The sequence below is a fragment of the Aestuariibaculum marinum genome (genome assembly GCF_014596975.1).
GTDB lineage: Bacteria > Bacteroidota > Bacteroidia > Flavobacteriales > Flavobacteriaceae > Aestuariibaculum > Aestuariibaculum marinum.
Window position 1 is genome coordinate 104,288 of record NZ_JACVXD010000002.1, and the last position, 26,785, is coordinate 131,072.

The window sequence follows — 26,785 nt, forward strand, 5'->3', positions numbered from 1 at the left end:
TGTATCATGTAACACGTTTTTAAATCATATGGCAAGTTTATACTAACTTGCCATATGAAGAAACTCTAACTCAAATAATAAATCCTATAATTTTTTAGTATCCATCATTTTGATCAGTAACCAATGGGTTATTGTCCATTTCTGATTGTGGAATTGGGAAATACTCTCTACCTGCTACATAACTGTTAAATTCAGGATCTCTAGATTTTAGCCATTCTAATTTTGCAGGGTCTTGCAACCATCCCCAACGACGAATATCATCAAAACGATGGCCTTCTAATGAAAATTCTAAGAAACGTTCATGCGCAATTTGATCACGCATTTCCTGCTGAGTCATACCCGGTTTAACCGTAGCTAAATCCGGTAAATTAACTCGGTCTCTAACCTGCTGAATGTACGGATAAGCCGATGCTGTTTGCCCTAACTCGTTTAAACATTCTGCATACATTAACAAAACATCTGCATAACGTAAGATTCTTTCATTGATACCTGATCTCCAATCATATTCATTTGCCTGGCTTCCGTCTGAATTTTGATATTTTGCACAAAATATTTCATTTAAATAAGAGGCATTTCCAGCATAATGCGCAGAAAACTCTACACCATAAAGCATCATTCCTGGTTTGTTATAAAACATTGTTGCATCTAATCTTGGATCAATTTCTCCAGAAACAGTAAGTTCTTCTTGATATTCATTAAACAATGCCCAAGTTGGTTGAACATCTGAAAAGCCAAAGGTTGGCGGGCCATACGTAATAGCTCTGGCAGAGGTTTTACCCCAGGCTGATGAGGGTTCTCCTCCCCATCCCAGATCTACTCCTCCAACTTCTCTGTTAAATTGAACTTCGAAAATAGACTCTATATTGTTTTCATTTTCTTTAGTAAAATTTTGTCTATAATCAGGAACTAAATCATAAACTCCTAAGCCAATAACTTCATCGAAAGCAGCTCTTGCCTCTGCATATTCGTGATTAAACAAGTGTGCTTTCCCTAAGTATGACAATGCCGCTCCTTTGGTCGCCCTTCCTTTTTGACCAGCATCAGGACCTGAAACGTTATTATAAGATACCGGCAATAAATCTACCGCCATTTGAAAATCTGACTTTACCTGAGCCCAACCTTCTTCCTGCGTTTTTTGTTCATGATATATTTCTAAACTTGTTAATGGTAAAGGAACGTTTTTGAACATATTTACAGCATGAAATAAATACAAGCCTCTCAAAAAATAAGCCTGACCAATAATTCTATTTTTTAAATTAGCATCTTCTATTTCTATGCCTGGCACATTCTCTAATACCTGATTTGCTCTATAAATTCCTTGGTAATAAGTTTCAAAAGCCCAACCATATATCGACGCATCGGAGATACTGGTATTAAACTTCCCTACATTCGCCATAGCTGACCACGGAGAGTTACTTCTTGTTCCATCTCCTTTTAAGTCTAACAATAAAGGAGTACTTCGCATATAAGTACCATCTGTTAATAAACTCGCGTATGCCGCATTAACTCCCTTTATCGCATCAGTTTCATCTTGCCAAAAAGAATCTGCAGTTTCAAAATTTGGAGACACCTGGTCTAGATCATCATCGCTTACACAGCTTGATGCAAATAAAGAAGTAACTACAGCTATTGAATATATTATATATTTAGTTTTCATAATTTTTAAAATTTTGAGTATTAAAAGTCAACCTTTAAACCTAACGCTAATGTTCTTGGATTAGGAAACGATCCAAATTCGGTTCCTCTATTAAAAAGTCCATCACTTATAAAGTCAGGATCATACCCTTTATACTTTGTAATTACAAATAGATTTTGAGCAGAAGCAAATACTCTAGCTTTAGAAAACACCTTGGTTTCAAGAGGTATATTAAACCCTAACTCTAAACTTTGTAATTTAACAAAGTCTCCATCTTCTATAAATCTATCTGAAGCTCTATTATTTGCATTTGGATCTCCAATTACAGGTCTTGGAACATTAGTATTTGTATTCTCTGGTGACCAATAATTCAACATATCTGTATGGCTGTTACCTAAATCACCAACCATTAAAGCTTGGTAAGTTCCATTGTATATTTTATGTCCAGCAGCACCTTGGAAAAAACATGAAAAGTCAAAGTTTTTATAAGAAGCACTTAAATTTAATCCATATGTAATTTTAGGAATAACACTTCCTTTGAAGGTTCTGTCATCATCTGTAATAGACCCATCTCCATTAATATCTTTAAACTTAACATCCCCTGGGGCCGTCTGTCCTGTTTGATAGGCGTGATTGTCTATTTCTTCCTGATTTTGGAAAATTCCTTCTACTTCGTAAGCATAAATCTCTCCGGCAGATCGTCCCACTTCAGTTCTTCCAACCCCCTCTTGAATTGGAGTATCGTCGTTACCTATTTTTAATACTTTATTTTTTAAAGTTCCTAAATTGGCTGAAACGTTATAACTAAAATCTTTCTTCATATCCCCATAACTTAAGGTGAATTCCATTCCTGTATTTTGTACTGTTCCAGCATTGGTTGTTAATCTAATAGGAAAAGATCCTGATGAATAAGGAATAGGCACATCGGCTAATAAATCTGTAGATTGTTTTTTGAAGTATTCTGCTGTAAATAGCAACCTGTTATTAAACATTCCTAACTCAGCAGCAATGTTTGAAGATTCTGTATCCTCCCACTTAATATCTGGATCTACTATTTTAACAACGGTAGAACCTGGTGCTAATTCATTTCCAAAAAGATAACTCGCAAAATCATTTGTAGTTAAAGCAAATTCATATACACCGATGGTATTATTTCCTAACTGACCATAACCTCCACGTATTTTAAAAGTATTCCACCATTCGGGCAAGGTTATAACGTTATGTACTTTCCAAGCTCCAGACACCGAAAAGTAATTACCTGTATTATTTCTAGGAGCAAATTTCGAGGATTTATCTTGTCTGAAATTAAACTCCATTAAATAGGTGTCATCGAAAGAGTAATTAAAACGCCCGATATAAGATTTATACGTCTCGGTAGTCATTCTTTCAATAGCATCTCTATTATCGGCATATTGTAACTGAGCAATCTCTCCAACTTCATAACCTGTTCCTCTGGCAAGCAAGTTTGCGTAATCTGAGCGCTCTTGTAACATACCCCCTAATAAATTAAAGTTATGTTTTTCTCCAATATTAAAATCGTAGGTTAATAAATTATTGATTATTGTTCTGGTAGTATTACCTGTATTAATCTCTAATCGAGATTCTGCTTCTTCAGTAACATAATACCAACCTAAATCGCTTGGTGGGTTAAAATATCTAGTGTCCCAATTGGTGCGGTCTCCACTCACATTTAATTTATATTTTAAACCGTCTAAAATTTCATATTCTCCCCAAACATTACCCACAAAACGATTTCGTCTATTCTCGTTGGTAATTAAATTATTATAACCAATTACATTTAACGAAATCACTCTTTGTGCAATTCCATCTGTACCTCCATAGCCACCTAATCTACTTTCATCATAAACTGGCATTGTAGGAACTGCCGTTAATAAATTAATTATAGAACTTGTTCCAGCTAAATACTCATTAAAATTCTCCTTGTCTGATAATGAATACGCCACTTTAGCTCCATATTTAAATTTCCCTTTGTGTCCACTTAAATTAATGTTTGTAGAGTATCTCTCGTAAGCCTGAGGCGTTTCGAAGTAACTCGTGTTTTTAAAATAATCTAAGTTTACATTATAACTCAAGGATTCAGCACCACCGTTAAAGCTTAAACTATGATTCTCTAAAGTTCCCGTTCTAAAAGCTTCATCCTGCCAATTAGTGTCTACATCATCTATAAACAAATCGCTGTTTGGGTACGCTCCTGGAGAGGTCGGAACATTTAAACCTTGATTATTAGCATTAGTTTCAGCAGTTCTAACAAGCTCTTGGTACTGTTCTCTATTTGCTAAAGAATACCATCTGTTTTGAGCAACGTTTTGAAAACCAATAGTAGTTTTATAACTAATATCAAGTTTTCCCTGTTTTCCTTTTTTTGTTGTAATAATTACCACGCCATTAGCTCCACGAGCTCCATAAATTGCAGCAGAAGAGGCATCTTTTAAAACCTGAATTGACTCGATATCACCTGTAGCAAAGTCGTAAGGATCGTCTACAATAACACCATCGATTACAAACAGCGGATTATTATTTCTAAAAGATGTAATCCCTCTAATTTTAATATTTACAAACCCTCCTGGTTCTCCCGATGATTGCACGGTTACTCCTGGTGCTTGCCCCTGAAGCATTTTAGCCACATCGTATGTTATGGTTTTTTTGGCATCAGCAACATCTACAACACTAACCGATCCTGTTAAGTTTTCTTTCTTTTTAGTTCCATACCCTACTACCACAACTTCATCTAATGCAGCGGCATTTTCTCTTAGCATAATGGTTAAAGACGTTTTTCCTTCTAAAGAAACTTCTCTGGTAGTATAGCCTACATAAGACACCACCAATACGGCATCGGCATTAGCTACTGTTAAAGAGAATTTTCCATCAAAATCGGCCTGAGCACCAGTATTGGTTCCTTTAACAATAATATTCGCCCCTGGAAGTGGCATTCCAGCGCCATCAACAACAGACCCAGAAATTTGAATACCCTGATCGTCATCTAATTCCGTTTGCTCTTTCTTCTTAATAACAATGGTATTATTTTTCGATACTTGAAAATTTAAATTACTTGTTTCTAGACTTTCATTTAACAAATCTTGTATTTTAATATTTCCCTTTTTTAAATGAATTTTAGGGGTATCCTTAAATAAGTCCTTTGGATAAATAAAATGATAGCTGGTTTGCTCCTTAATAATTTTGAAGACCCGATCTACACTCACCACCTCGTCCTTGGTAATAAATACTTCTTCTTGAGAAAAAACGTTTACCGAATTCAAACTGAATACAGCCGTACAAAATAAGAAGATAAATGTTCTCATAATAAACAATAGCAGCCTTTTTCGCATACGCGAACGGTCCGTAATTAATTTAATTTTCATAATTTAGTTGTTGGATTAGTTAAACATTAGTTTTAATTAATTTAGTTAGGGAGAGACGAAGTTCGATACCGCTAAATGTCAAAACTTCGCTCTCTTTTTTTATTTTAAAATGATGGTCTTATCGTTTATTTGGTAATCGGAAATAATTCCGAAATTCTGGATGGTTTTAAGAATCTCAACAATATCCTGATCTTTACCTAAAACTCCAATAAATTCTTCTTTTTCAATAGATTTATTCTCGAAAATCACATCGGTATCATACCATCTGGACAGTACCGCCATAATATCTTTTAAGTTTTTATTTTCAAAACTAAAAATGCCTTCGCGCCATGAAATTTCATTATACACGTCTATTTCATACACTTTAAACTTTTTCGTTTGTAAATCAAGATTAGACTGCTGACTTGGCTTTAAAACCTCTTTTTTGTCGTCTATACCAACCTCAACTTTACCTTCAACCAAAGTCGTGTATACGTTAAATTCTTCTTTATAGGCTTTTACATTAAACTCGGTCCCTAAAACCTTTATTTCCTGATTGTTGTTATACACTTTAAATTTAGATCCCTTATTCTCAGTACTTGGAGACACATCAAAATAAGCCTCGCCATAAATTAACTCTACTTTTCGGGTATCGCCTTCAACAAAACTTACCGGATATTTTAATTGAGATTCTGAATTTAACCACACTTTAGTACCATCGGAAAGTTCTACAAAAAACTGACCGCCACGAGGAATAGTTAAATAATTGTAAGCGATTTGCGAATTTTTAGGATTTGGTTTCTTGTAAATTAAATTTTCACCATCGCTATTAGCATTCTCACTTTCAAAGGAGGTGCCTTCTCCTAATTCAACTTGCGAACCATCCTCCAGAGTTAATGTCGCCTTATCAGACCCCACTTCTATATTATTTACAATAATTTGAGGTGCGTCAACTGAAGTATAATTTTGCTTTATTAAATACCCTACAGCTAAACATGCAACCAACACCGCTACAGCAGCATAATACCGATTTAGCTTTATAACAGGCTTGGTAATTTCCTTTTTAACTAATTGCCAATCATCTTCAGTATTTATTTGATTTGCTAAGGATTCACGACGCTCAATAGCTTCTTTATTGGTTAACTCTTTTAATATATAGGCCTTATCTTCTTCTGAAAAAAGTTCTGTTTTAAGCAACTTTTTCGGTGGCTTATTATTCAATAAAGATTTTGCTGTCTTTTTTGAAAGTTTAAATATTTTATTGAAAACCGACATTTAAATATGTTTTTTTAACCTTATTATATGCTTATTTAACCATAAGACGACAAAACTTGCTTTAGGGGTTAAAAAAAAATTAACTTTTTTTAAGAAATATTAAAATATGAAGTTATAAAAGCTATATAAATTATTGATTTGCAATAAAAAAATCCTTGAAATTATCGTTGTTATAAAATGCTTATTCTAAAGCAAAAGCAATAAACAGAAAATACTCTTTAAGGATGGGTTTAAGCTTTTTGTAGGCTATTTTCTTTTGTGCTTTAACAGTATTTATTGAAATTTGAAGCTCGTTAGCAATATCCTGATTACTATAATCCTGAATACTTAACAATAGTATTTCTGCACATTTTTTAGGTAAAGTAGCAATAGCCTCATGTATTATTTTTGAAGTTTCCTGAACCACCACTTCTCGCAAGAAAAAGGGCTCTGTTTCTAATTTTTGAATGTCTAAATCGGTAAGCTTATTGGTAGCTTTATAAGTTTTGCTTTTAAGAAAATCAAGACTTTTATTTTTCACAGAAGTATACAAATACGTCTTAATGTTACTTTCATTTTTAAAGGTAATTTTTTCTTCCCATATTTTCACAAACACATCCTGTACAATATCTTTTGCTATTTCCATATCACCAATATACTTATTAGCAAACAAACACAAAGACATGTACTGATTATCAAAATACTCCTTAAATTCCTTTAAGCTAATACTATGCATTTACATAACTATTAATCCCTTATTGATACAACTTTATTAAAGTTAGCCAAGTTATATTGAAAAAATTGATTTAGGGACAAAAAAATATAAAGTGTTCTTTAAACACTTTCAAATATAAGTAAAATGCTAACTATCTATAAAATTTAAATTTCAAACATAAAAAAAACTCCAAAGAATGATCCTTGGAGTTTCGTGGAGAATACCGGATTCGAACCGGTGGCCTTTTGGCTGCCAGCCAAACGCTCTAGCCAACTGAGCTAATCCCCCGACATTTATTTTAACCCACTTAATACCAATACTGGTATCGAGCTATAAAATTCTTTTTTCAAGATAATATTTTTTTCCCAGGCTTTTACAAAAAATCCACGTTTGCGTCTTACCACACATAACATATCTGGTTGGTTCGCCTGAAAATGTTCTAACACACCTTGGTACGTTGTTGCATTTACCGTTTCCGATGTCGAATCGACCAAAGCCGATAACTCTTCGTTTACAACAAAATCCCCTTCGCCGTAAAACGGCGTTTTTACTAATAGTAAGTTTACGGCCGATTTAAATTGCTCTTTTACCGACTTTAAAGGATTTAAGACATCTTCTTTTTTAATAATCGCTGATTTCACCGCAAACAATACATTAGACAGCGGTTTGAATGTATAACCTTCAGGAACAATTAAAGCTGGTATTTGTGTTTGCTTAATAATTTTCCCCGATGTTTTTCCTAAGTACACCTCATCACTTATAGAAGTTGTTCTTGGCTCAACAATAATCAAATCGATATCTCCGACTTTACAAGCCAGCTCAAGGGTATCTATTAATTTTCCTTTAAAGGTTTTTATAACAACCTCAACATTTTTAGTATCTAATTGAGACACTAAATTGCTTAAATACGCTTTACTTTCACGCTCAATAATATCATCAACTTTAAGCATCGTTCCCGCCTTGGTATATACGTTATACACCTGGACCACGTAAAGTTTAGCCCCAAAAGCATCTGCAAAATCTACAGCATATTGTAAATTACTCAACGCATTTGATGACGACCCAACGGGAACCAAAATATTTTTCATATTGATGATTTTTGAAACTTAAATTTAAGATAATTATTGAAAAACGAGTGTAAATGTAAAACATTTTACACCATAGTAGATAAAATTATAACATTCCATTAAGACAGGTTTTAAATGCAAATAATCTAAACCATTAAAAATTACGACCTTTGCCATTCGCTTAGCTGCAAATTTATGAATCGAACCTTAAGCTTTAAACACATTAATAAATTAGCTATTCCCGCTTTAATTGCTGGAATCTCAGAACCTATTCTTTCTATTACCGATACGGCTATAGTTGGAAATATGGAGGTTAACGCCACCGAATCGCTTGCTGCGGTTGGTATTGTAGGCACATTTATTTCCATGCTCATTTGGGTTTTAGGACAAACGCGAAGCGCCATTTCTTCAATTGTTTCACAATATGTTGGCGCTAATAAAGTCGATAAAATTAAAAACCTTCCGGCACAGGCTATATTCATTATCACATCGCTAAGTATCATTATCATCATCACTACTTTTCCGTTTACAAACACCATATTCAAACTGTATAATGCTTCTGGGTTAATTTTAAATTATACTTCGGAATATTATAAAATCAGGGTTTTTGGGTTCCCGTTTACCTTATTTTCAATTGCTGTATTTGGAACGTTCAGAGGATTACAAAACACCTATTATCCCATGATTATTGCTATTATCGGGGCGTTAAGCAATATTATTTTAGATATTGTTTTGGTATTTGGTATCGAGGGCTTTCTTCCTGCTATGAATATTAAAGGTGCTGCTTGGGCGAGTCTCATTTCGCAATGTATCATGGCTATCCTTTCGGCATACTACCTTTTAAAAAAAACCGATATTCCTTTAAAATTAAGTTTCCCCTTTAATAAAGAAATCAACCGGTTCATCATCATGATTCTAAATTTGTTTGTTAGAACCCTAGCTCTTAATGCAACCCTGTATTTTGCTACGCGATTTGCAACAGGTTACGGAACTGCTTACATCGCTGCCTACACCATTGCCATTAATTTATGGTTTTTTGGAGCCTTTTTTATCGATGGGTATGCCAGTGCTGGTAATATATTATCGGGCAAACTTTATGGAGCTAAAGATTATAAAGCGCTAATTGCATTAAGCAATAAACTCATGAGATACGGTATTGTTGTTGGTATTACTTTAGCCATTATTGGAGGCATTGGCTATTTCCCGCTTGGGCGATTGTTTTCTCAGGACCCCGAAGTTCTTAACTTGTTTTACAACACCTTCTGGATAGTCCTCGTCATGCAACCAATTTGTGCACTGGCTTTTATTTTTGATGGTATGTTTAAAGGTCTCGGTATGATGAAATTTTTGAGAAACATTTTATTGTTCTCAACGTTTTTAATCTTTATCCCCATACTTTTTCTGCTAGATAGTTTCGATTATAAACTCCATGCTATTTTCTTTGCCATGACGCTTTGGATGATAGCTAGAGGCTTGCCACTAATTATATTTTTCAGAAAAAAATTCTTGACGCTATCGCAAAACCATTAAATTTGTTTTACAAGCGCATATCGAATGACTTTACTCAACACACTTTTATTTCTTCAGGTAGATATTGAAGAAAAAATAAAAAATGCCCCGGACAAAGGTTACGAAATCGGGGTGTTTATTGGTACCATGTTACCTTTTATTGTACTGGTAATTATTGCCTACGCTATATACCGTTACAACAAAAAAAAGAATCAATAACCCTCACGCTTCTGTTACAAAAAATGTAACTTTAACCTCTAATCTTAAACACCGTACATTATGGGAGGAAATACACTTTTCTTAATATTAGCCGTAGTACTCGTAATTATTTACGTTTACAATCGTAATAAAAGACGCTAATTATCGTGTTTTTAACCAGCCAGTTATACTTAAACGTTCGGTATTAACCACTTTTACTTCATGTTCTATAATCTGGCTTTCAAAAATAACCACGCGACCAGGAAACGGGTAAATCACCTTTTTAGTTTCCTGTCCGTTTTCATTTAAATACAACACCAACTCTCCTCCATTTTCAGGTAGCCAGCCATCTTCGTTTAAATAACACACCACCGATAATTTTCGGCGATCATCATTTTGAAAGGTATCGATATGGCGCTGATAAAACGTATTCTGCGGGTATACAGCATAATGAAACTCCTTATGCAAAATCCCCATAAAACAGGTTTTATTTAAATACCCGACCAAATCGTTTATCTTATTAAAAAACACCTGTTCAACAACATCTGCTTTGGCCTCGTCTATCCACAAAATCATATCACCTCGAATCGATTTTTCAATGGTTTCATTAACACGATTTCCAATGGCAGCCTTTTTAAAAGCATGGTCTTCATGCTTATCGATTAACGACTGTCTTAAAAGTTCTACTTCTTCATTAGTGAAAAAGCTTTCAACAATACTAAATTGCTGGGTTGAGATATCCGAAATAATTTGCTCGTATAACGGATTTTCAACAAAATCAATAGCTTCAAAAAGTTGACTCATAAATAACTAAGCGATAAAAACTATTAATCCTGAGTGGATAAAAGCGCGCAAATGTAAACTAAAATCCAATTGCTTTTACAAAATGAATATCTTTGTATAAAATATTTTCATTTTGATGACCTATATCCGCATAACGAAACAGTTTTCTTTCGAAACTGGACATGCCCTTTACGGGTACGACGGTAAGTGTAAAAACGTACACGGACACAGCTACAAACTATCGGTAACGGTATTTGGAAAACCTATTTCAGACAAAAATAACGTGAAATATGGTATGGTTATAGACTTTGGTGACCTTAAAAAAATTGTAAAGGAAGAGATTGTAAATGTCTTCGATCACGCTACAGTTTTTAACAAAAACACACCTCATGTCGAGCTTGCCAAAGAGCTTGAAGATCGCGGTCACAATGTGCTTTTAGTAGACTATCAACCAACCAGTGAAATGATGGTTATCGACTTTGCTAAAAAGATTATGAAACGTTTACCAGAGCATATCACCCTACACTCGTTAAAACTTCAGGAAACCGATAGTTCGTTTGCCGAGTGGTATGCTAACGATAATTTATAGGGCGTCACCCTTCACTACGTTTCGGGTCGCGCTTTACGCTGTATCTTTTTAAAAAAAGGATGCCGCTGCAATCGCTAACGCAAACCGCAAATAAATACGACATAATGAGATTTCTGCAGTCGCAGGAATTATTATATTTACAACATGCAAATTCCAGAAGGAAAAAAAATATATTTCGCCTCCGATAATCACTTAGGCGCACCAACTGCAAAAGACTCATTACCACGCGAAAAAAAATTCGTTGCCTGGTTAGATGACGTAAAGCAAGATGCTGCGGCTATTTTTCTATTAGGCGATTTATTCGACTTCTGGTTTGAGTACAAAACCGTAGTTCCTAAAGGCTTTACAAGAACTTTAGGTAAACTCGCCGAAATAACAGACTCCGGCATTCCGGTTTACTTTTTTGTTGGTAATCACGATTTGTGGATGAACGGCTATTTCGAAGAAGAGCTTAACATTCCGGTTTACCACAAACCACAGGAATTCACCTTTAACGACACTATATTTTTTATTGGTCATGGCGATGGTTTAGGTCCTGGGGACAAGGGCTATAAACGCATGAAAAAAGTGTTCACAAATCCGTTTTCAAAATGGTTATTTCGCTGGTTACACCCCGATTTAGGCGTTAAGTTAGCGCAATATATGTCGGTTAAAAACAAACTTATTTCTGGCGACGACGATGCTAAATTTCTTGGTGAAGACAACGAATGGCTGGTACAATACTGCAAACGTAAATTAGAAACCGAACACCGCGATTATTTTATTTTTGGTCACCGCCATTTACCTTTAGAAATTGATTTAAATGAGCAATCGAAATACGTTAATTTAGGTGATTGGATTTCGTATTACACCTATGGTGTTTTTGATGGAAATCAATTGGAATTAAAAGTTTTCAATCCTAAATAATTATTAAACAAACGTTCAAAACAGTACAATTTATGTTCGGTATTCTATTTGTCCTAATTGTACTTTTTGGTATTTATGCTGTTGTTTCAACACGACGAAAAAAGCCAAATCCGTTTCCTAAATCCTGGCACAATCTATTACTTCAAAATGTGCAATTTTATAAAGCTTTAAAACCAAACGAACAACAACGATTTAAAAACAGAATGATGTTGTTTTTAAGTGAGGTTTTTGTTGAATCTGTTGGTTTTCAGCTGGAAGACCTAGATAAAATTCTGGTTGCTTCAAGCGCTGTTATTCCCGTATTTTACTTTCCTGAATGGCATTATAATAATTTAAGTACCGTTTTAATTTATCCCGATCATTTTAATGAAGACTTTGGATACAAACAAACCGATAAAAAACGACAAATTGCCGGTGTAGTTGGCAACGGCCGCTTAAAAAACCAAATGATTTTATCACGAAAAGCACTTCACGAAGGATTTGATAGTAAACGTGATAATTTCAACACTGGCATCCATGAATTTATTCATTTAATAGATAATACAGACGGTATAACCGATGGTGTGCCAGAAGCCTTAATACAATATCCTTATGTTATTCCCTGGTTAAAAACCATTCATAAAGAAATGGAAGCCATAAACAACAACAGGTCTGACATTAGGCATTATGGTGGTACCAACGAAGCTGAATTTTTAGCTGTTGCTTCAGAATACTTCTTTGAACAACCTGAACGTATGAAAGTAAAGCATCCCGATTTGTATCAAATGCTAAAAAGGTGTTTCCACAGTAAACAAATAAATTAAGAGGTTATTTAATATCCCTTAACTTAAGTTGTAAAGATACATTGCCTTGCCACTCGTTTTCATCAACCGAATACACGGCATCAAAAGGTGCCTGACTTGAAATGATATCCATTTTATCGCCCAAGCCAAAACCAATACCAACCATTGGATTAGAATCGGATTGTTTTACGGTAACACGCAAATGTGTTTGATCGGCTCCAACACGTTTTCCCCAACCCGTATCCATTAGATTTTTAGTCATAAAAACCGGTGTCATATTACTTGGCCCAAATGGCGCAAACTGCTTTAATATTCTATAAAATTTAGGTGTGATATCGTTTAAATTAATTTGGGAATCTATCCTAATTTCAGGAACCAACAGACTTCTGTCTATGGTTTTAGTCACCTCATCTTCAAAAGCTTGCTTAAAGGCTTCGTAGTTCTCTTTTTTAAGGGTTAATCCAGCGGCGTATTTATGTCCTCCAAATTGTTCAATATGTTCGCTACAGGCTTCTAAAGCATTATACACATCGAAGCCTACAACAGAGCGCGCAGATGCGGCTAGTTTATCACCACTTTTAGTAAACACCAATGTTGGACGATAATACGTTTCGGTTAAACGCGAAGCTACAATACCAATAACTCCTTTGTGCCAGCTTTCATGGTATACCACCGAGGTGATTCGGTCTTCTTCCTTGTTTTCTTTAATTTGCTCTAAAGCCTCTTCTGTAATGCGCCTATCGGTTTCACGTCTGTCTTCATTGTAAGCATTAATTTCTTCGGCATATTTGGTAGCCAAATCTTCATCTTCTTCTGCTAATAAGGTCACCGCATAATTACCGTGTTTCATACGTCCGGCAGCATTAATTCGAGGAGCTACGGTAAAGACGACATCAGTAATAGTCAATTCGTTTTTCTTATTCACCTGATTGAGCAACGCCTTAATTCCCGGACGCGGAAACCCATTAATCACTCTCAATCCGTAAAAAGCAAGAATCCTGTTTTCTCCCGTAATCGGAACAATATCAGCCCCAATAGCTGTCGCTACCAAATCTAAATACCCGACTAAATCTTTAATGGTTTTTCCTTCCCGTTCGGATAAAGCCTGAATGAGTTTAAAACCAACACCGCAACCACATAACTCTTTATACGGATACTCACAATCATTACGTTTTGGATCTAAAACAGCAATGGCTTCCGGAATGGTATCGCCAGGCCTGTGATGGTCGCAAATAATAAAATCGATGCCCTTTTCTTTTGCGTAAGCCACTTTATCAATCGCTTTAATACCACAGTCTAAAGCGACAATAAGCGTAAAATCGTTATCGCTGGCAAAATCGATACCTTTAAAGGAAACGCCGTAACCTTCATCATAACGATCGGGAATATAAGTGGCCACCAAATCACTTCGCGTTTTAAGATATAAACTCATCAAGGCTACCGAGGTTGTTCCATCAACATCATAATCGCCATACACCAGAATATTTTCGTTATTAGCAAAGGCCTGTTCTATTCGAGCAACAGCTTTATCCATATCTTTCATTAAATATGGATTATGCAATTGGTTTAAATCGGGGCGAAAAAAGGCTTTCGCTTCATCAAACGTTTCAATACCACGCTGCAATAACAACGTGGCGGTTATATCATCTACTTGTAAAGCTTCCTTTAAAGATGCTAGTTTATCGGCTTCTGGCTTTGGCTTAATCGTCCAGCGCATGTATTTCTTTTATTCTTTTAAACGTATTCTGTTTTTATACACTTCCTTCTCATTCACATACACCTTAATATAATAACGTTTCGCAGGTAAATATGACAAATCGTAGGACAGTGATCCTTTACTGAAGTTTTTATATGAATGGCTTTCTACAACATCAGATTCATTCTCCTGATCCACAAGAAGCACTTTCACTTCCGATGGCGTATTGCAGAAGTAATCCAAAGTGATAGGTCCTTGAGTACGCGCAGGAAACACCCCTACTGAAGGTTCATTATCCAATTCGTAAGACATATCAGTCTGAACAGAGAAATAATAATTAATACCACTACCAAAATCGGAGGCAAATTGCTTAATGGCTTTACCGTTGGCATCTAATAATTTAACTTCACCACGACCGTCTTTAGCTTTATACCAAAATTCCAATCCATCACCTTCAGTATCATCAAATTTAAAATTATAGTTCCCCGGCTTTAAGGCAATCGTATCTTGAATTACTGTACTTGGTTTCACATTAATGCTATCTTTTGTAAAAACGACATCTCCAAAACTGTTTTGAATGCTATACGTATTTTGCCAAGGTTTGTTGTTGCTTTTATAACGAACCACTATAGTGTCTGGAAAAATATCCGGACGTTCGTAATCTGATTCTAATGCATTATCAGCTTTAAAAGCATCACGTTTACCATTTGGTTTTGACAATTCTACATGAAATTTGGCATATTTCTGTTTACTGAACACTTCTGTTGGCAAAGTAATCGCCGCTTCATCTCCAAAATTAATATGTCCTGTCCACTCATATTTTTTCGGTTTTTCACCTTCTATAAAATACTGAATGGTCATTTTCTTTAACGGGTTACTCCCATTATTTTTCACCTGAATAACCGGAAATCCTCCAAACGGATTTTTTCGACTATGAATTAATCGTTTAGACGGCTGCACAATATCAACAAGTGTGACATCATTTTTTGCATTTGGTGCTTCATACTCTACTACGACAGCCGATAGCAATTCGTTGGCGCTTGGTTTTTCGGTTTCATATGCTTCCATATTTATATCAACGGTATATGGTTTTCCTGCTTCGGTATTTAGCATCATCTCATCGGGTTGTAGTAAATATCCCGGACACCAATTGGCACGATCGAAAATCCATGTTCCTGCCTGTGGAAATAACGGATTATCGCCACATTCCATCCATAAATCTTTATGATCTATAACCTTACCATTAAATACAATGTCGCGGTACTTACTGCAAAACTCACCACAACCATTAGCATCCATACCATGACCAGTTTGAAGTATTTTCATTTTAGAAAACCCAGCATTAGCATGTGCACTGAATGTTACCGGCACCAAATAATTTTCAATAGGATCGTCTTTATAACCATATTTGAAATTTCCATCGTATACTTTATGAATCGCTAACAGATTGGCCACTGGTGTTCCGTAAATAATTTCAAAATCTACAGTGACTTTCCAACCACGGGTTTTATTGTCTTCATAACCCGTGTGGATATAATCAATTTCAACCTCATCTCTTAAAATTAAACTGAAATCAGTAACATCTACACGCCATTCAAAACCCCAGTCTTTTTGAAAAAACCCACCATAAGGTGTTAGCATTCTTGCTATTTCGTAAACCGTGGTATCATTTTTTTGACGTGCTTTAATATGATCGACATAATCCCAGTCGGCACAACGCATTTTGTCTGGACACTCGAATTTTAAATTTAAAATAATGCTTCGAATGTCTTCTGAAGCTTTTGGGAATACCGCAGTGCGTTTATAACTATTGGTTCCTTTAGATGGATCGGTTACTATCGTTTCTTCATCATGAGATATAACGTGGGTTTGCTCCTGTGACTGGCCTAAAAAGCCAATAAAAACAATACAGAAAAAGAGTTTAATAGTATTCAATGGTGGTAATTTTAGTTGTTAAAAAACGTGTTGACTTGTACATCGGCAAATTGGCGAAACATTTCCATAACACCACAATATTTTTCAACCGATAAGTCTACCGCTCTTTGCAACTTTTTCTCATCTAAATTATCACCAAAAAAATGAAAATTCATCTCTACCTTATCGTAATATTTTGGGTGTTCTTCCGTTAAATTTGCGTTGATTTCAATTTTAAAATTGGCCACCTCAAGTTTCATCTTTTTAATTAAAGCAGCGACATCTAAACCTGAACAACCTGCCAATCCAGATAACATCAAAGCCTTAGGACGGTAACCTTCTCCATTACCATCGTTTTCAGGACCTGCATCAATAAACAAATTGTGTCCAGACGGATTTGTACTCTCGAATTTCATGTTTCCAAGCCAGGTTGTAGTAATATGATTTGTCATAGTTTGTGAAATATTTTTTGTTACTTGTAGATATCAAAAATACTACTAAAAAATAAATTTATGCCTTTAGTTTCGCCTTTATCTGCCAATCACGATTCGGAAACCAGACAACTGGCTGAGTTCTTTAATGAAACGCTTGGCTTTTGCCCAAACTCGGTTTTAACGATGCAACATCGCCCTGAAATAAGCCAGGCGTTTATCAACCTGAATAAAGCAGTTATGGCAAATAAAGGACGTCTCACATCGGCTCTTAAACGCATGATTGCCTGGGTTAGCAGCAATGCCGCAGGTTGCAGATATTGTCAGGCACATGCCATTCGGGCTGCCGAACGCTATGGTGCCGAGCAAGAACAACTGGATAATATTTGGGAGTACCGTACTCATCCTGCTTTTAGTGAAGCCGAACGGGCGGCTTTAGATTTTAGTTTAGCAGCATCACAAATTCCGAATGCCGTAGACGATGCTATTAAAACCCGATTATATGAATATTGGAATGAAGGTGAAATTGTTGAAATGTTAGGTGTTATTTCTCTGTTTGGTTATTTAAACCGTTGGAATGATAGTATGTCCACAACCATTGAGAGCGGTGCCATTGAAAGCGGCACACACTATTTAGGTAAACACGGTTGGAATCAGGGAAAACACGTATAAAGCATCGCAACTTCATTTACATGAAAACACCATACTACACATTAAAATTAATAACATTACTTATTCTTAGCTCATTGACTAATTGCAAAAACACCCCATCTGAATCAGATTTTAAACTTATTGGAAGAAGTGATTATTACGTTGATGCTTATGACGGAATTTCCTACTATAGAAATAGCGAAACACATGAGTTTCTGGACGGCTATTTTGTTGTTGGCAATAAAATATCGAAATGGGAAGAATTTAATACTATAAAAGGCATACTGAACGGAGAAAACATCGTTTTCCATAATAATGGTAATATATTTTCTAAAACGGAATACAAGAACGGAAGGCGCCACGGAGAAGAACGTCTCTATTCCCCTTCTGGAAACTTAACAACCCTAAACCACTACAGAAACGATGTAAAATATGGTAAATCTTATTTATACTTTGAAAACGGAGACATTCAAACTGAACTTAAAATAAAAAACGGAAATGTTATAGAGTCTATAACTTATAACAGTATTGGGGAAATGGTAGCGCAGATGTTTATTGAAGATGGCAAAAAAATAACACAACATCTAAAAAATGGCATTCTTTTCTCCGAACAAATATCATCAACCTACGACAATTTTGAAGCGACTAAACTTTATAATGAAGATGGCTCGTTGAAACTATTTATACAAATGAAGACACAAGGTGACGAAGCCTTTATTATTGAAAGAGACGAAAATGGTAAAGAACTAAAACGTATTAATGTTAAAGAGAATCCACAAGAGGTTATGAAATACCAAATGCTTTTTAGAGAACTTTAAAGTATATTCTGAACATGATCTCGAAGCACTGGCACTACCTCGGCTTCAAACCACGGATTTTTGGTTAACCAAAACCGATTTCGTGGTGACGGATGTGGTAAGGGTAAATATTTTGGCAGATATTCGCTATAGTTTTTTACCGTTTCGGTTAAGGTTTTCTTGACTTGATTTTTCAAATAATAATTTTGAGCATACATACCGATGAGCAGTACTAACTCAACTTGTTTCAAATGATCAAATACAGGTTGATGCCACTGCGGGGCACATTCGGGTCGTGGAGGCAAATCACCGGTTTTTCCTTTTCCGGGATAACAAAACCCCATTGGTATAATAGCAAACTTCTTTGCATCATAAAACACTTCTGGAGTCACACCCAACCAGCTTCGTAATTGTTTACCACTGGCATCATCCCAAGGAACGCCTGATTCATGTACTTTGGTTCCTGGCGCCTGACCTACAATAACAATTTTAGACTCCGGGTGTGCTACCACAACCGGTCTTGGCCCTAAGGGTAAAACATCTTTACAGATCGTGCATTGTTTTATATTTTGTAAAACCTCTTGCATTTATAATAAATAATTAAAACAAAAAAACGCTTTAGCATCACTAAGACACTAAAACGTTTTAAATATATAAAATTTTAAAACCTTTTATTTCGCTGTTAAAGGCTCGCCTTCGAAAGATAAACCTTCAAAACCGGTTTTCATAAAGTTTCTAATATTTTGGTGCCCTGTGCCTTCTGGATCGTTTAATACCTCTTCTGAATAGAATTTACCAAAGCAAGCTAAGGTTTCTTCTTTTGTAAACCCCTGTTGCTTTGCAAAAGCAAATAATTTACAAGACCCTGAATTTTGCCCGGCTTCATTTTGCAATTCTCCATTTTTGAATGCGGTTGGTGTAAATTCAAAATTAGCTTCAATGGTTGCCATAGTATCATTAAACGCCACTGTTTCAGGTGTTGTTTGTAATTTAGCTTTAAACGTTTCTAATGTCATTTTTCTTTATTCTTAATTCAATTTATTTTCCTTTTCCTGCAACTACAACTACAATTTCACCTTTTGGTGGTTTGTTGGTGTAATGCTCTAAAACCTCTTTTGCGGTTCCACGAACGGTTTCTTCATATAACTTAGTAAGCTCACGAGATACAGACACCTGTCTGTCCTCACCAAAATACTCACAAAAATGCCCTAAAGTTTTCACCAGTTTATGCGGACTTTCGTAAAAAATCATGGTTCGGGTTTCTTCGGCAAGCAATAAAAATCGCGTCTGACGTCCTTTCTTTACAGGCAAAAACCCTTCGAATACAAACTTATCGTTTGGCATTCCTGAATTCACCAAAGCAGGTACAAAGGCTGTGGCACCAGGTAAACATTCCACATCAATATTGTGTTCTATACAGGCACGGGTTAATAAAAATCCGGGGTCGGAAATAGCAGGTGTACCGGCATCACTAATTAAAGCCACCGAAGTACCACTTTTTAATTTCTCGATAATAGTTTCAACGGTTTTATGCTCGTTATGCATATGATGCGACTGCATATGGGTTGAAATTTCGAAGTGTTTTAATAGTTTGCCTGAAGTTCTGGTATCTTCAGCTAATATTAAATCGACCTCCTTTAAAACTTCAATCGCTCTAAAGGTCATGTCTTTTAAATTCCCAATGGGTGTTGGTACTATGTAAAGTTTACTCATTAATTAAATTTACCTTCAATAATCTCCATAAATCGTGCCTCATACTCTTCTTTGTTAGCCCAACCCTGATGGTCTGGCTTTACCATGGTTTCTATAAACTCCTTAGCTTCGGCAAAAGACCCAATAGTATTGATTTGTGAAATGACACGATCGTAATCGGCGCCATTACCTTCAAACAGATGTTTTATAAATGCCAACTTATCGTTCAACCCTATGGCTAAGCCTCCATTTTTAAGCTTATCGTTTAACGATTTCTTATCGTTAGATTGACCATTCTGTTCTTTAGGAACGGGGTCAAAAATAGGCATATCTTTATAATCTGCGGTAAGATCTTCCAAATCGTTTTTATGGTATTCTGTTTTTGGCAAAATATCCTCCACGGTTTGTTTAGGCTCCTGAGCTATATCTGGCATAAATGCCACCATATTTTTTATCTTTTCAATGGCAGGTTCCATAATGCCATCATCTTCCTTTTCATCAAGGTTAACAAATAACCTATCGTCTATTTCGCGATTATCGCTAATCTTATCGTTATAAGATGAATCAATTACACCATAAAAAGAAGCATCTTCACCTATAACAGGCATTTCACCATCAAAATGTTCATACGAAAACTTTAACACCGATAACTTTTCAAGAAGAAGTGTTGCTTCGGCATGCATTTTAAGTACATCTTCCTTTCCTTTTAGTTTTAAAATTCTATGTGCAATACTGACCAACTCAGATTCTAGTTTCTTCTTCATAGCTACAATATTAAAATTAATGTGATTAAGGTTTTTGATTTTTAATAAATTTAGTTCACCTTTATACAAACATATAATCGCTTTATTTTAGTGTTAAATTTACGAAATGTTTCTTGAAAATACAGTAAATCATAAAGAACAATTTGGATGGATAGAAGTGATCTGTGGATCAATGTTTTCCGGTAAAACCGAAGAACTCATCCGCCGATTAAAGCGTGCCCAGTTTGCAAGACAAAAAGTCGAAATTTTTAAACCGGCCATCGATACGCGATACAATGATGAAATGGTAGTCTCGCATGACGATAATGAAATTCGATCGACACCTGTTCCTGCGGCTGCAAATATTCCTATTCTTGCCGACGGCTGCGATGTTGTAGGTATTGATGAAGCACAATTTTTCGATGATGAAATAGTACGTATTTGTAACGATTTAGCCAACAAAGGGGTTCGTGTTATTGTCGCTGGTCTGGATATGGACTTTAAAGGCAATCCTTTTGGCCCCATGCCAAACCTTATGGCTACAGCCGAATATGTTACCAAAGTACACGCCGTTTGCACCCGAACAGGAAATTTAGCCCAATACAGTTATAGAAAATCTACCAACGACAGCCTGGTACTTTTAGGTGAAACCGACGAGTACGAACCATTAAGCCGTGCTGCTTATTACAAGGCTACCATGCGCGATAAAGTGCGAAATATTAAGGTAAACGATGTTGAACAACTTACTCCCAAACCCAAAGATACCGATAACAATGCCTAAAGCGGAAGAGACCATTTTAGAAGTCGATTTAAAAGCGCTGGAACACAACTTAAATCATTTAAAGTCAAGAATACCAAAACACACCAAATTCTTGGCTGTGGTAAAAGCTTTTGCTTATGGTAGCGATGCCTGTGAAATTGCCAAACACCTGGAAAGCTTAAATGTCGATTACTTTGCTGTAGCTTATACCAATGAAGGCGTTCAACTTCGTGAAGAAGGCATTACCAAACCCATTTTGGTATTGCACCCGCAAACGGTAAGCTTTACAACATTAATAAAACACCAACTGGAACCTAATTTATACAGTCCTAAAATTTTAGAGGAATTTATAGAAGTGGCTTCTGCTTTAAACTATAATAACTATCCGATACATGTTAAGTTTAACACCGGATTAAACCGATTAGGATTTGCTGAACATCAAGTGGATTATTTAGCTGAAACCTTAAAATCGACTGAGGCTATTCATTTAACATCTATTTTTTCACATTTAGCAGCCAGTGAAGATTTAAACGAACGTGAATTCACTTTAAATCAAATCAATAGCTTTAAACGTATTGCTGAAACCTTGACAAAAGCTATCGGGTTTAAACCCATAATGCATATGTGTAATACGTCGGGAATATTAAATTACCCGGAGGCGCATTTCGATATGGTAAGAAGTGGCATCGGACTTTACGGCTATGGAAATTCTGAAAAGGAAAATAAAAACTTTAAGCCTATTAGCACTTTAAAAACCGTTATTTCTCAAATTCACGATATTGAGCCAGGAGAATCGGTAGGCTATAATAGAGCTTTCACCAGTAAAATTCCTGTTAGAACCGCCACCTTACCTTTGGGTCACGCCGATGGTATTGGCAGACAGTACGGCAATGGTAAAGGCTACGCCATTATCAATGGTAAAAAAGCCCCTATTGTTGGTAATGTGTGTATGGATATGATTATGGTTAATGTTACCGATATAGCTTGTAAAGAAGGAGATGAAGCTATCTTGTTTGATGCTAATACAACTGCCGAAGATTTTGCCGAAACTGCAAACACCATTTCCTACGAATTGTTAACCTCTGTTTCTCAACGTGTAAAACGTGTTTTTTTGAAATAAATCGTTTACATCTTTTAAAGATTTTAACTACTTTAGTAACTCACTAACTATAAAATAACTTCATATGTTAAAAGAGTTTAAAGAATTTGCCATGAAAGGCAACCTAGTCGACATTGCTGTCGGTTTTGTAATGGGTGCTGCATTTAAAGAAGTAGTTACGTCGTTTACCGGTGGTATTGTTTCGCCGTTAATTGGTCTAATCTTCAATGCAGACTTCAAAGATTTAAAATGGGTCATCTCAGAAGGCGTGGCCAATGCCGATGGCGTTATAGAAGGTGAAGTATCAGTACTTTGGGGAGCATTCCTAACCAATGTTATCGACTTCATTATTGTAGCTTTTGTAATGTTCTTAATTGTAAAAGGCGTAAACAAAATGAAGAAGAAAGAAGAACCTGCTCCAGAGCCTCCAAAAGGTCCGTCACAAGAAGATTTATTAGCAGAAATAAGAGATTTGCTTAAAAAATAACTACATGTTAAATAAATAACAAAGTGTTATTTGTTGTTAAAAAGCCTTGGTTTTAAAGAATCTAAGGCTTTTTTTTATTTTTAAAATGGAATTAATAGTTAGTTTTGTCACTCGAAAAATTTAAGTACAAGATTTAAACTATTATAAAAGATGAAAGTAGCTGTTGTTGGTGCCACTGGTATGGTTGGCGAAGTGATGCTAAAAGTATTAGAAGAACGTAACTTCCCTGTTACAGAATTATTATTAGTCGCTTCAGAGCGTTCTGTAGGAAAGAAAATAGCATTTAAAGGCGAAGAATTAACCGTTATTGGTTTAGCTGATGCCGTTGCTGCAAAACCGCAAATCGCTATCTTTTCAGCAGGTGGAGACACTTCATTAGAATGGGCTCCCAAATTTGCTGAAGCAGGCACTACTGTGGTAGATAACTCTTCTGCCTGGAGAATGGATCCATCAAAAAAATTAATCGTTCCTGAAATTAACGCTGATGAGTTAACCAAAGACGATAAAATTATTGCGAACCCTAACTGTTCTACCATTCAAATGGTATTAGCTTTATCGAAACTTCACGAAGCTTATAAAATGAAACGTATCGTTGTTTCAACTTACCAATCGGTTTCTGGTACTGGGGTTAAAGCAGTACAACAATTAGAAAATGAGATTGCTGGAGTTGAAGGTGAAATGGCGTATCCTTACCCAATTGGTAGAAATGCATTGCCACACTGTGATGTATTTATGGAAAATGGCTATACTAAAGAAGAAATGAAATTAGCTAAAGAACCACAAAAAATCTTTAGTGACAGTTCTTTCGCTGTAACTGCAACTGCCGTTCGTATTCCTACGGCTGGTGGGCACAGTGAATCTGTAAACGTACAGTTTGAGAATAATTTCACCTTAGCTGAAGTAAGACAGTTAATCACCGAAACACCTGGTGTAGTTTTACAAGATAATACAGCTACAAACACGTACCCAATGCCAATTTTAGCACACGATAAAGATGAGGTTTTTGTTGGTCGTTTAAGACGCGATGAATCTCAACCAAACACATTAAACATGTGGATTGTTGCCGATAACTTACGTAAAGGTGCTGCAACAAACACAATTCAAATTGCTGAATACTTAGTTGAAAACAACCTGGTATAACAGTATAACCAGATATTATATTAAGCTCCTGTAATTCTACAGGAGCTTTTTATTTTAAATTAACTTGTAGGCATTTATTACAAAACATTATTATCTTACATTTATGTAAAATTAAAAATGTTCTTGATGACTGAATTCGAATTAGATAAACAAACAAAAAAAGACTTAGGGATTTTTTCTAATAGTAGAAATACTAATTCGATTTTAAGTTTTTATGATGAAACTAAAACACTTGGCGGAAAGAATTTTTTAATTGACCTTATGAATAATCCCATTGCGGATATCAATAAGTTGAATCAAAGAACCGAACTAATTAAGTTCTTAGCAGATACAGATTTTGATTTAAAACTTAATTATAGTCAATTAGACTATATTGAGCACTATAAAAGATTAGGCATCGCTCCTTTACCAAACACTCGCTTAGATGCTCTTTTTCAGGATTTATCTTATCGTATCAAACCAACAAATGACTACTATATAATAAAAACAGGAATTCAACATTTAATAAATTTATTAGTTGAACTCAAAGTGAAAATGGTTTCATTAAATAAAAATAACTTACCTAATGAACTCAATTCTTACCAAGAATACATTTTAGAGATAATAAACAATCATGACTTTAAACCAATATACAACAAAAGCACCATAAAAAAACCCTTAAAAACAAATAAGTTAGATAATCTATTCCGTAAAAAATATAAAAATGAAATAAGTAAAATTATAGAAATTGTTTATTCCTTAGACGCCTTCGTTTCAATTGCTAAAATTTCAAAACTAAAAAATTTAGCTTTTCCAACTTATTCAAATTCAAAAGTTTCCTGTCTATACGTTGAAGATCTTTATCACCCTTTATTAGAAAAAGCAATCCCTAATACAATTAACATTAAAAGCCCAACAAACTTATGCTTTTTAACAGGTCCTAATATGGCAGGTAAATCAACATTTCTAAAGTCAGTTGGCTTATCTATTTATTTAGCTCATATAGGTTTTCCTATTCCCGCAACAAAAATGACAACCTCAATTTATAATGGAATTATTACAACCATAAACTTATCAGATGATATAAATTTAGGACATAGTCATTTTTATAGCGAGGTCAACCGTATTAAAGAAACACTCATAAAAATCAAACAGAAAAAAAACTTGTTTATAATATTTGATGAATTGTTTAGAGGAACTAACGTTAAAGATGCTTTTGATGGCTCTTTATTAATAACAAAATCCTTTGCCAACATCTCCGAAAGTACTTTTTTTATCTCTACACACGTTACTGAAGTCGCCGAAAAACTCATCAACAATAAAAACATTAAATTCAAATATTTTGATTCCGAACTAAATAATGATATACCAAATTATAATTATAAATTAAAAAACGGAATATCCAATGAAAGATTAGGCATGCATATTCTCAAAAAAGAAAAAATTATGGAACTTTTAGAGACCTTAACAAACAACTAATTTAAAGTCACTTAAATAACAATTACGATAGACCAACTATTATATTATTAATCCTGATTGATAAAATATAGCTCTTCTGCTGAAGACGCCTTCTTTAAAATGGTTTGAAAAATATATTCACATACCATTTTCTCTCCCGGTAAATTAATGAATTCTAAAGTATCTTCAGGAGTATGATATTGCGGATGTCCGCCGGTATGCATTCCTAAAACAGAAATCCCTTTTTTATAAAACGACACGTGATCTGAGCCACCTACACCACCGGCATGCACTCCCGGATTTAAGCCTAACGAAACGCCCAGGTCTTTCATAAAATCGACACCTCCAGGAAAGGTTCCTGCGCCTCCCATATACACTTGTTTTTTATCATTCAACCTTCCAACCATATCCATATTAATCATCAACTTAATATTTTCGAGTGGCACTAACGGATGTTCTGTAAAATATTTACTTCCTAATAATCCTTGCTCTTCAGCACCAAAGGCAATAAAAATAACACTGCGCTTTAATTCATCTTTATGGGCCGCCAGTTTTTCAGATATCTCCAATAAAGCGGCTGTACCGCTGGCATTATCATCAGCACCAAAATGAATGGCATTCTTTTTATCTGATTTCGACGATGGTCCACCCAATCCTAAATGATCGTAATGGGCACCCAATACAATATATTCATTCTTTAATTCAGGATCATTACCTTCAATAAAACCAATAACATTACAGGTAGACGCCAGTGGCTTCTCTGGCTCTCCTTCGGCTACACGTAACTTAGCTTCAAAAGGTTGCTTATATCCTGTTTCGAAAGCCTGTATGCCCGAAGATTTAAAATCTTTTATAATGTACTTCACTACTCGTTTGTTGGCCTTTGTCCCTGGATAACGTCCGCCATTTTTCTCTAAGGTTAAAAATTTAATATGGCTTTCAATTTCCTTTTCAGTGACCTCATCCTGAGCAAACACCGATAACGAACCGGCTGAAACTAATAACGCTAATAAGAATTTATTCATCTGCTAATATATTATTGAAATTTAGTTGTTAGATAAAATGCCCAAATTAACATATCAATTGATATTAAACATTTTGATAATGGCATTTCATAAAACAATTGTAATTAAAAATAAA

At 35.2% G+C, this 26,785-nt stretch carries 26 protein-coding genes and 1 tRNA gene; 12 read left to right on the forward strand and 15 right to left on the reverse strand.

Annotated elements, in window-relative coordinates:
• Positions 1-94 precede the first annotated feature (94 nt).
• The 6 genes from ICJ85_RS04315 to ICJ85_RS04340 form a co-directional block, all read right to left on the reverse strand.
• Positions 95-1,657 (reverse strand): RagB/SusD family nutrient uptake outer membrane protein, encoded by a 1,563-nt coding sequence (locus ICJ85_RS04315; protein WP_188222556.1) that lies wholly within the window; start codon positions 1,655-1,657, stop codon positions 95-97.
• A 20-nt stretch (positions 1,658-1,677) separates the two neighbouring features.
• Positions 1,678-5,016, reverse strand: coding sequence for a SusC/RagA family TonB-linked outer membrane protein (locus ICJ85_RS04320; protein ID WP_188222557.1), 3,339 nt, complete (start codon positions 5,014-5,016; stop codon positions 1,678-1,680).
• Positions 5,017-5,115: 99 nt separating this feature from the next.
• Positions 5,116-6,270: a FecR family protein gene (locus tag ICJ85_RS04325; protein WP_188222558.1), complete on the reverse strand. Its 1,155-nt coding sequence runs from the start codon at positions 6,268-6,270 to the stop codon at positions 5,116-5,118.
• Positions 6,271-6,451: 181 nt separating this feature from the next.
• Positions 6,452-6,985 (reverse strand): RNA polymerase sigma-70 factor, encoded by a 534-nt coding sequence (locus ICJ85_RS04330; protein ID WP_188222559.1) that lies wholly within the window; start codon positions 6,983-6,985, stop codon positions 6,452-6,454.
• A gap of 193 nt (positions 6,986-7,178) precedes the next feature.
• Positions 7,179-7,252 (reverse strand) — tRNA-Ala (locus ICJ85_RS04335).
• A 5-nt stretch (positions 7,253-7,257) separates the two neighbouring features.
• Positions 7,258-8,052, reverse strand: coding sequence for a universal stress protein (locus tag ICJ85_RS04340; protein WP_188222560.1), 795 nt, complete (start codon positions 8,050-8,052; stop codon positions 7,258-7,260).
• A 174-nt stretch (positions 8,053-8,226) separates the two neighbouring features.
• Here ICJ85_RS04340 and ICJ85_RS04345 point away from each other — a divergent pair, with 174 nt between their 5' ends.
• Both ICJ85_RS04345 and ICJ85_RS04350 read left to right on the forward strand, forming a co-directional pair.
• On the forward strand, positions 8,227-9,561 hold the full coding sequence (locus ICJ85_RS04345; protein ID WP_188222561.1) for an MATE family efflux transporter: 1,335 nt from the start codon (positions 8,227-8,229) through the stop codon (positions 9,559-9,561).
• Positions 9,562-9,585: 24 nt separating this feature from the next.
• Positions 9,586-9,759, forward strand: coding sequence for a hypothetical protein (locus tag ICJ85_RS04350; protein ID WP_188222562.1), 174 nt, complete (start codon positions 9,586-9,588; stop codon positions 9,757-9,759).
• 141 nt (positions 9,760-9,900) lie between these two features.
• Here the strand turns inward: ICJ85_RS04350 and ICJ85_RS04355 are convergent, their stop codons facing one another.
• Positions 9,901-10,542 carry a 2OG-Fe(II) oxygenase gene (locus ICJ85_RS04355; protein WP_188222563.1) on the reverse strand — a complete coding sequence of 214 codons (642 nt, stop codon included), beginning with the start codon at positions 10,540-10,542 and terminating at the stop codon, positions 9,901-9,903.
• A 115-nt stretch (positions 10,543-10,657) separates the two neighbouring features.
• On the opposite strand from ICJ85_RS04355, the gene ICJ85_RS04360 reads away from it, so the two are divergent.
• From ICJ85_RS04360 to ICJ85_RS04370, 3 genes are all read left to right on the forward strand, one after another.
• On the forward strand, positions 10,658-11,110 hold the full coding sequence (locus ICJ85_RS04360; protein ID WP_188223120.1) for a 6-pyruvoyl trahydropterin synthase family protein: 453 nt from the start codon (positions 10,658-10,660) through the stop codon (positions 11,108-11,110).
• 144 nt (positions 11,111-11,254) lie between these two features.
• On the forward strand, positions 11,255-12,016 hold the full coding sequence (locus tag ICJ85_RS04365; protein WP_188222564.1) for a UDP-2,3-diacylglucosamine diphosphatase: 762 nt from the start codon (positions 11,255-11,257) through the stop codon (positions 12,014-12,016).
• Positions 12,017-12,048: 32 nt separating this feature from the next.
• The gene (locus ICJ85_RS04370) at positions 12,049-12,819 is read left to right on the forward strand and encodes a M90 family metallopeptidase (protein ID WP_188222565.1); all 771 of its coding nucleotides are present in this window, start codon (positions 12,049-12,051) and stop codon (positions 12,817-12,819) included.
• Positions 12,820-12,823: 4 nt separating this feature from the next.
• On the opposite strand, the gene recJ is transcribed toward ICJ85_RS04370, so the two are convergent.
• Genes recJ through ICJ85_RS04385 form a run of 3 tightly spaced genes read right to left on the reverse strand, consistent with a single transcriptional unit; the run spans position 12,824 to position 16,860 of the window.
• A complete protein-coding gene (gene recJ, locus ICJ85_RS04375; protein WP_188222566.1) occupies positions 12,824-14,515 on the reverse strand; it encodes a single-stranded-DNA-specific exonuclease RecJ in 1,692 nt (563 codons plus the stop codon).
• Positions 14,516-14,524: 9 nt separating this feature from the next.
• Positions 14,525-16,429 (reverse strand): peptide-N-glycosidase F-related protein, encoded by a 1,905-nt coding sequence (locus tag ICJ85_RS04380; protein ID WP_188222567.1) that lies wholly within the window; start codon positions 16,427-16,429, stop codon positions 14,525-14,527.
• A gap of 11 nt (positions 16,430-16,440) precedes the next feature.
• Positions 16,441-16,860: an OsmC family protein gene (locus ICJ85_RS04385; RefSeq protein WP_188222568.1), complete on the reverse strand. Its 420-nt coding sequence runs from the start codon at positions 16,858-16,860 to the stop codon at positions 16,441-16,443.
• Positions 16,861-16,920: 60 nt separating this feature from the next.
• Between ICJ85_RS04385 and ICJ85_RS04390 the strand changes: the two genes are divergently transcribed.
• A complete protein-coding gene (locus tag ICJ85_RS04390; RefSeq protein WP_188222569.1) occupies positions 16,921-17,511 on the forward strand; it encodes a carboxymuconolactone decarboxylase family protein in 591 nt (196 codons plus the stop codon).
• A 74-nt stretch (positions 17,512-17,585) separates the two neighbouring features.
• Positions 17,586-18,308, forward strand: a complete 723-nt coding sequence (locus ICJ85_RS04395) for a toxin-antitoxin system YwqK family antitoxin (protein ID WP_188222570.1) — start codon at positions 17,586-17,588, stop codon at positions 18,306-18,308.
• Here ICJ85_RS04395 and ICJ85_RS04400 read toward each other — a convergent pair.
• The 4 genes from ICJ85_RS04400 to ICJ85_RS04415 form a co-directional block, all read right to left on the reverse strand.
• Positions 18,305-18,874 carry a uracil-DNA glycosylase family protein gene (locus ICJ85_RS04400; RefSeq protein WP_188222571.1) on the reverse strand — a complete coding sequence of 190 codons (570 nt, stop codon included), beginning with the start codon at positions 18,872-18,874 and terminating at the stop codon, positions 18,305-18,307. The genes ICJ85_RS04395 and ICJ85_RS04400 overlap by 4 nt on opposite strands.
• An 84-nt stretch (positions 18,875-18,958) precedes the next feature.
• Complete coding sequence (locus ICJ85_RS04405; RefSeq protein WP_188222572.1) at positions 18,959-19,303, reverse strand: HopJ type III effector protein; 345 nt, start codon at positions 19,301-19,303, stop codon at positions 18,959-18,961.
• A 22-nt stretch (positions 19,304-19,325) separates the two neighbouring features.
• On the reverse strand, positions 19,326-20,000 hold the full coding sequence (rsmI, locus tag ICJ85_RS04410; protein ID WP_188222573.1) for a 16S rRNA (cytidine(1402)-2'-O)-methyltransferase: 675 nt from the start codon (positions 19,998-20,000) through the stop codon (positions 19,326-19,328).
• Positions 20,000-20,743: a hypothetical protein gene (locus tag ICJ85_RS04415; protein ID WP_188222574.1), complete on the reverse strand. Its 744-nt coding sequence runs from the start codon at positions 20,741-20,743 to the stop codon at positions 20,000-20,002. Before ICJ85_RS04415 ends, rsmI begins: the two co-directional genes overlap by 1 nt.
• 106 nt (positions 20,744-20,849) lie before the next feature.
• Between ICJ85_RS04415 and ICJ85_RS04420 the strand changes: the two genes are divergently transcribed.
• The 5 genes from ICJ85_RS04420 to ICJ85_RS04440 all read left to right on the forward strand — a co-directional run bounded on the left by ICJ85_RS04420 (position 20,850) and on the right by ICJ85_RS04440 (position 25,666).
• The gene (locus ICJ85_RS04420; protein ID WP_188222575.1) at positions 20,850-21,503 is read left to right on the forward strand and encodes a thymidine kinase; all 654 of its coding nucleotides are present in this window, start codon (positions 20,850-20,852) and stop codon (positions 21,501-21,503) included.
• The gene (gene alr / locus ICJ85_RS04425; RefSeq protein ID WP_188222576.1) at positions 21,496-22,602 is read left to right on the forward strand and encodes an alanine racemase; all 1,107 of its coding nucleotides are present in this window, start codon (positions 21,496-21,498) and stop codon (positions 22,600-22,602) included. Before ICJ85_RS04420 ends, alr begins: the two co-directional genes overlap by 8 nt.
• 64 nt (positions 22,603-22,666) lie before the next feature.
• Positions 22,667-23,068: a large conductance mechanosensitive channel protein MscL gene (gene mscL / locus ICJ85_RS04430; RefSeq protein ID WP_188222577.1), complete on the forward strand. Its 402-nt coding sequence runs from the start codon at positions 22,667-22,669 to the stop codon at positions 23,066-23,068.
• A gap of 150 nt (positions 23,069-23,218) precedes the next feature.
• Complete coding sequence (locus ICJ85_RS04435; RefSeq protein WP_188222578.1) at positions 23,219-24,208, forward strand: aspartate-semialdehyde dehydrogenase; 990 nt, start codon at positions 23,219-23,221, stop codon at positions 24,206-24,208.
• 126 nt (positions 24,209-24,334) lie between these two features.
• Positions 24,335-25,666: a MutS-related protein gene (locus ICJ85_RS04440; RefSeq protein WP_188222579.1), complete on the forward strand. Its 1,332-nt coding sequence runs from the start codon at positions 24,335-24,337 to the stop codon at positions 25,664-25,666.
• A gap of 47 nt (positions 25,667-25,713) precedes the next feature.
• On the opposite strand, the gene ICJ85_RS04445 is transcribed toward ICJ85_RS04440, so the two are convergent.
• A complete protein-coding gene (locus ICJ85_RS04445) occupies positions 25,714-26,670 on the reverse strand; it encodes a M28 family metallopeptidase (protein ID WP_188222580.1) in 957 nt (318 codons plus the stop codon).
• Positions 26,671-26,785: the final 115 nt, after the last annotated feature.

Bases quoted from the DNA above. Each gene is read 5' to 3' on its own strand.
- ICJ85_RS04435 (WP_188222578.1), top strand. From the start codon at position 23,219: ATGAAAGTAGCTGTTGTTGGTGCCACTGGTATGGTTGGCGAAGTGATG.
- ICJ85_RS04415 (WP_188222574.1), bottom strand. From the start codon at position 20,743: ATGAAGAAGAAACTAGAATCTGAGTTGGTCAGTATTGCACATAGAATT.
- ICJ85_RS04345 (WP_188222561.1), top strand. From the start codon at position 8,227: ATGAATCGAACCTTAAGCTTTAAACACATTAATAAATTAGCTATTCCC.
- ICJ85_RS04405 (WP_188222572.1), bottom strand. From the start codon at position 19,303: ATGACATTAGAAACGTTTAAAGCTAAATTACAAACAACACCTGAAACA.
- ICJ85_RS04440 (WP_188222579.1), top strand. From the start codon at position 24,335: ATGACTGAATTCGAATTAGATAAACAAACAAAAAAAGACTTAGGGATT.
- ICJ85_RS04315 (WP_188222556.1), bottom strand. From the start codon at position 1,657: ATGAAAACTAAATATATAATATATTCAATAGCTGTAGTTACTTCTTTA.
- ICJ85_RS04370 (WP_188222565.1), top strand. From the start codon at position 12,049: ATGTTCGGTATTCTATTTGTCCTAATTGTACTTTTTGGTATTTATGCT.
- alr (WP_188222576.1), top strand. From the start codon at position 21,496: ATGCCTAAAGCGGAAGAGACCATTTTAGAAGTCGATTTAAAAGCGCTG.
- mscL (WP_188222577.1), top strand. From the start codon at position 22,667: ATGTTAAAAGAGTTTAAAGAATTTGCCATGAAAGGCAACCTAGTCGAC.
- ICJ85_RS04420 (WP_188222575.1), top strand. From the start codon at position 20,850: ATGTTTCTTGAAAATACAGTAAATCATAAAGAACAATTTGGATGGATA.
- ICJ85_RS04445 (WP_188222580.1), bottom strand. From the start codon at position 26,670: ATGAATAAATTCTTATTAGCGTTATTAGTTTCAGCCGGTTCGTTATCG.
- ICJ85_RS04360 (WP_188223120.1), top strand. From the start codon at position 10,658: ATGACCTATATCCGCATAACGAAACAGTTTTCTTTCGAAACTGGACAT.
- recJ (WP_188222566.1), bottom strand. From the start codon at position 14,515: ATGCGCTGGACGATTAAGCCAAAGCCAGAAGCCGATAAACTAGCATCT.
- ICJ85_RS04355 (WP_188222563.1), bottom strand. From the start codon at position 10,542: ATGAGTCAACTTTTTGAAGCTATTGATTTTGTTGAAAATCCGTTATAC.
- ICJ85_RS04385 (WP_188222568.1), bottom strand. From the start codon at position 16,860: ATGACAAATCATATTACTACAACCTGGCTTGGAAACATGAAATTCGAG.
- rsmI (WP_188222573.1), bottom strand. From the start codon at position 20,000: ATGAGTAAACTTTACATAGTACCAACACCCATTGGGAATTTAAAAGAC.
- ICJ85_RS04390 (WP_188222569.1), top strand. From the start codon at position 16,921: ATGCCTTTAGTTTCGCCTTTATCTGCCAATCACGATTCGGAAACCAGA.
- ICJ85_RS04330 (WP_188222559.1), bottom strand. From the start codon at position 6,985: ATGCATAGTATTAGCTTAAAGGAATTTAAGGAGTATTTTGATAATCAG.
- ICJ85_RS04340 (WP_188222560.1), bottom strand. From the start codon at position 8,052: ATGAAAAATATTTTGGTTCCCGTTGGGTCGTCATCAAATGCGTTGAGT.
- ICJ85_RS04320 (WP_188222557.1), bottom strand. From the start codon at position 5,016: ATGAAAATTAAATTAATTACGGACCGTTCGCGTATGCGAAAAAGGCTG.
- ICJ85_RS04365 (WP_188222564.1), top strand. From the start codon at position 11,255: ATGCAAATTCCAGAAGGAAAAAAAATATATTTCGCCTCCGATAATCAC.
- ICJ85_RS04400 (WP_188222571.1), bottom strand. From the start codon at position 18,874: ATGCAAGAGGTTTTACAAAATATAAAACAATGCACGATCTGTAAAGAT.
- ICJ85_RS04325 (WP_188222558.1), bottom strand. From the start codon at position 6,270: ATGTCGGTTTTCAATAAAATATTTAAACTTTCAAAAAAGACAGCAAAA.
- ICJ85_RS04350 (WP_188222562.1), top strand. From the start codon at position 9,586: ATGACTTTACTCAACACACTTTTATTTCTTCAGGTAGATATTGAAGAA.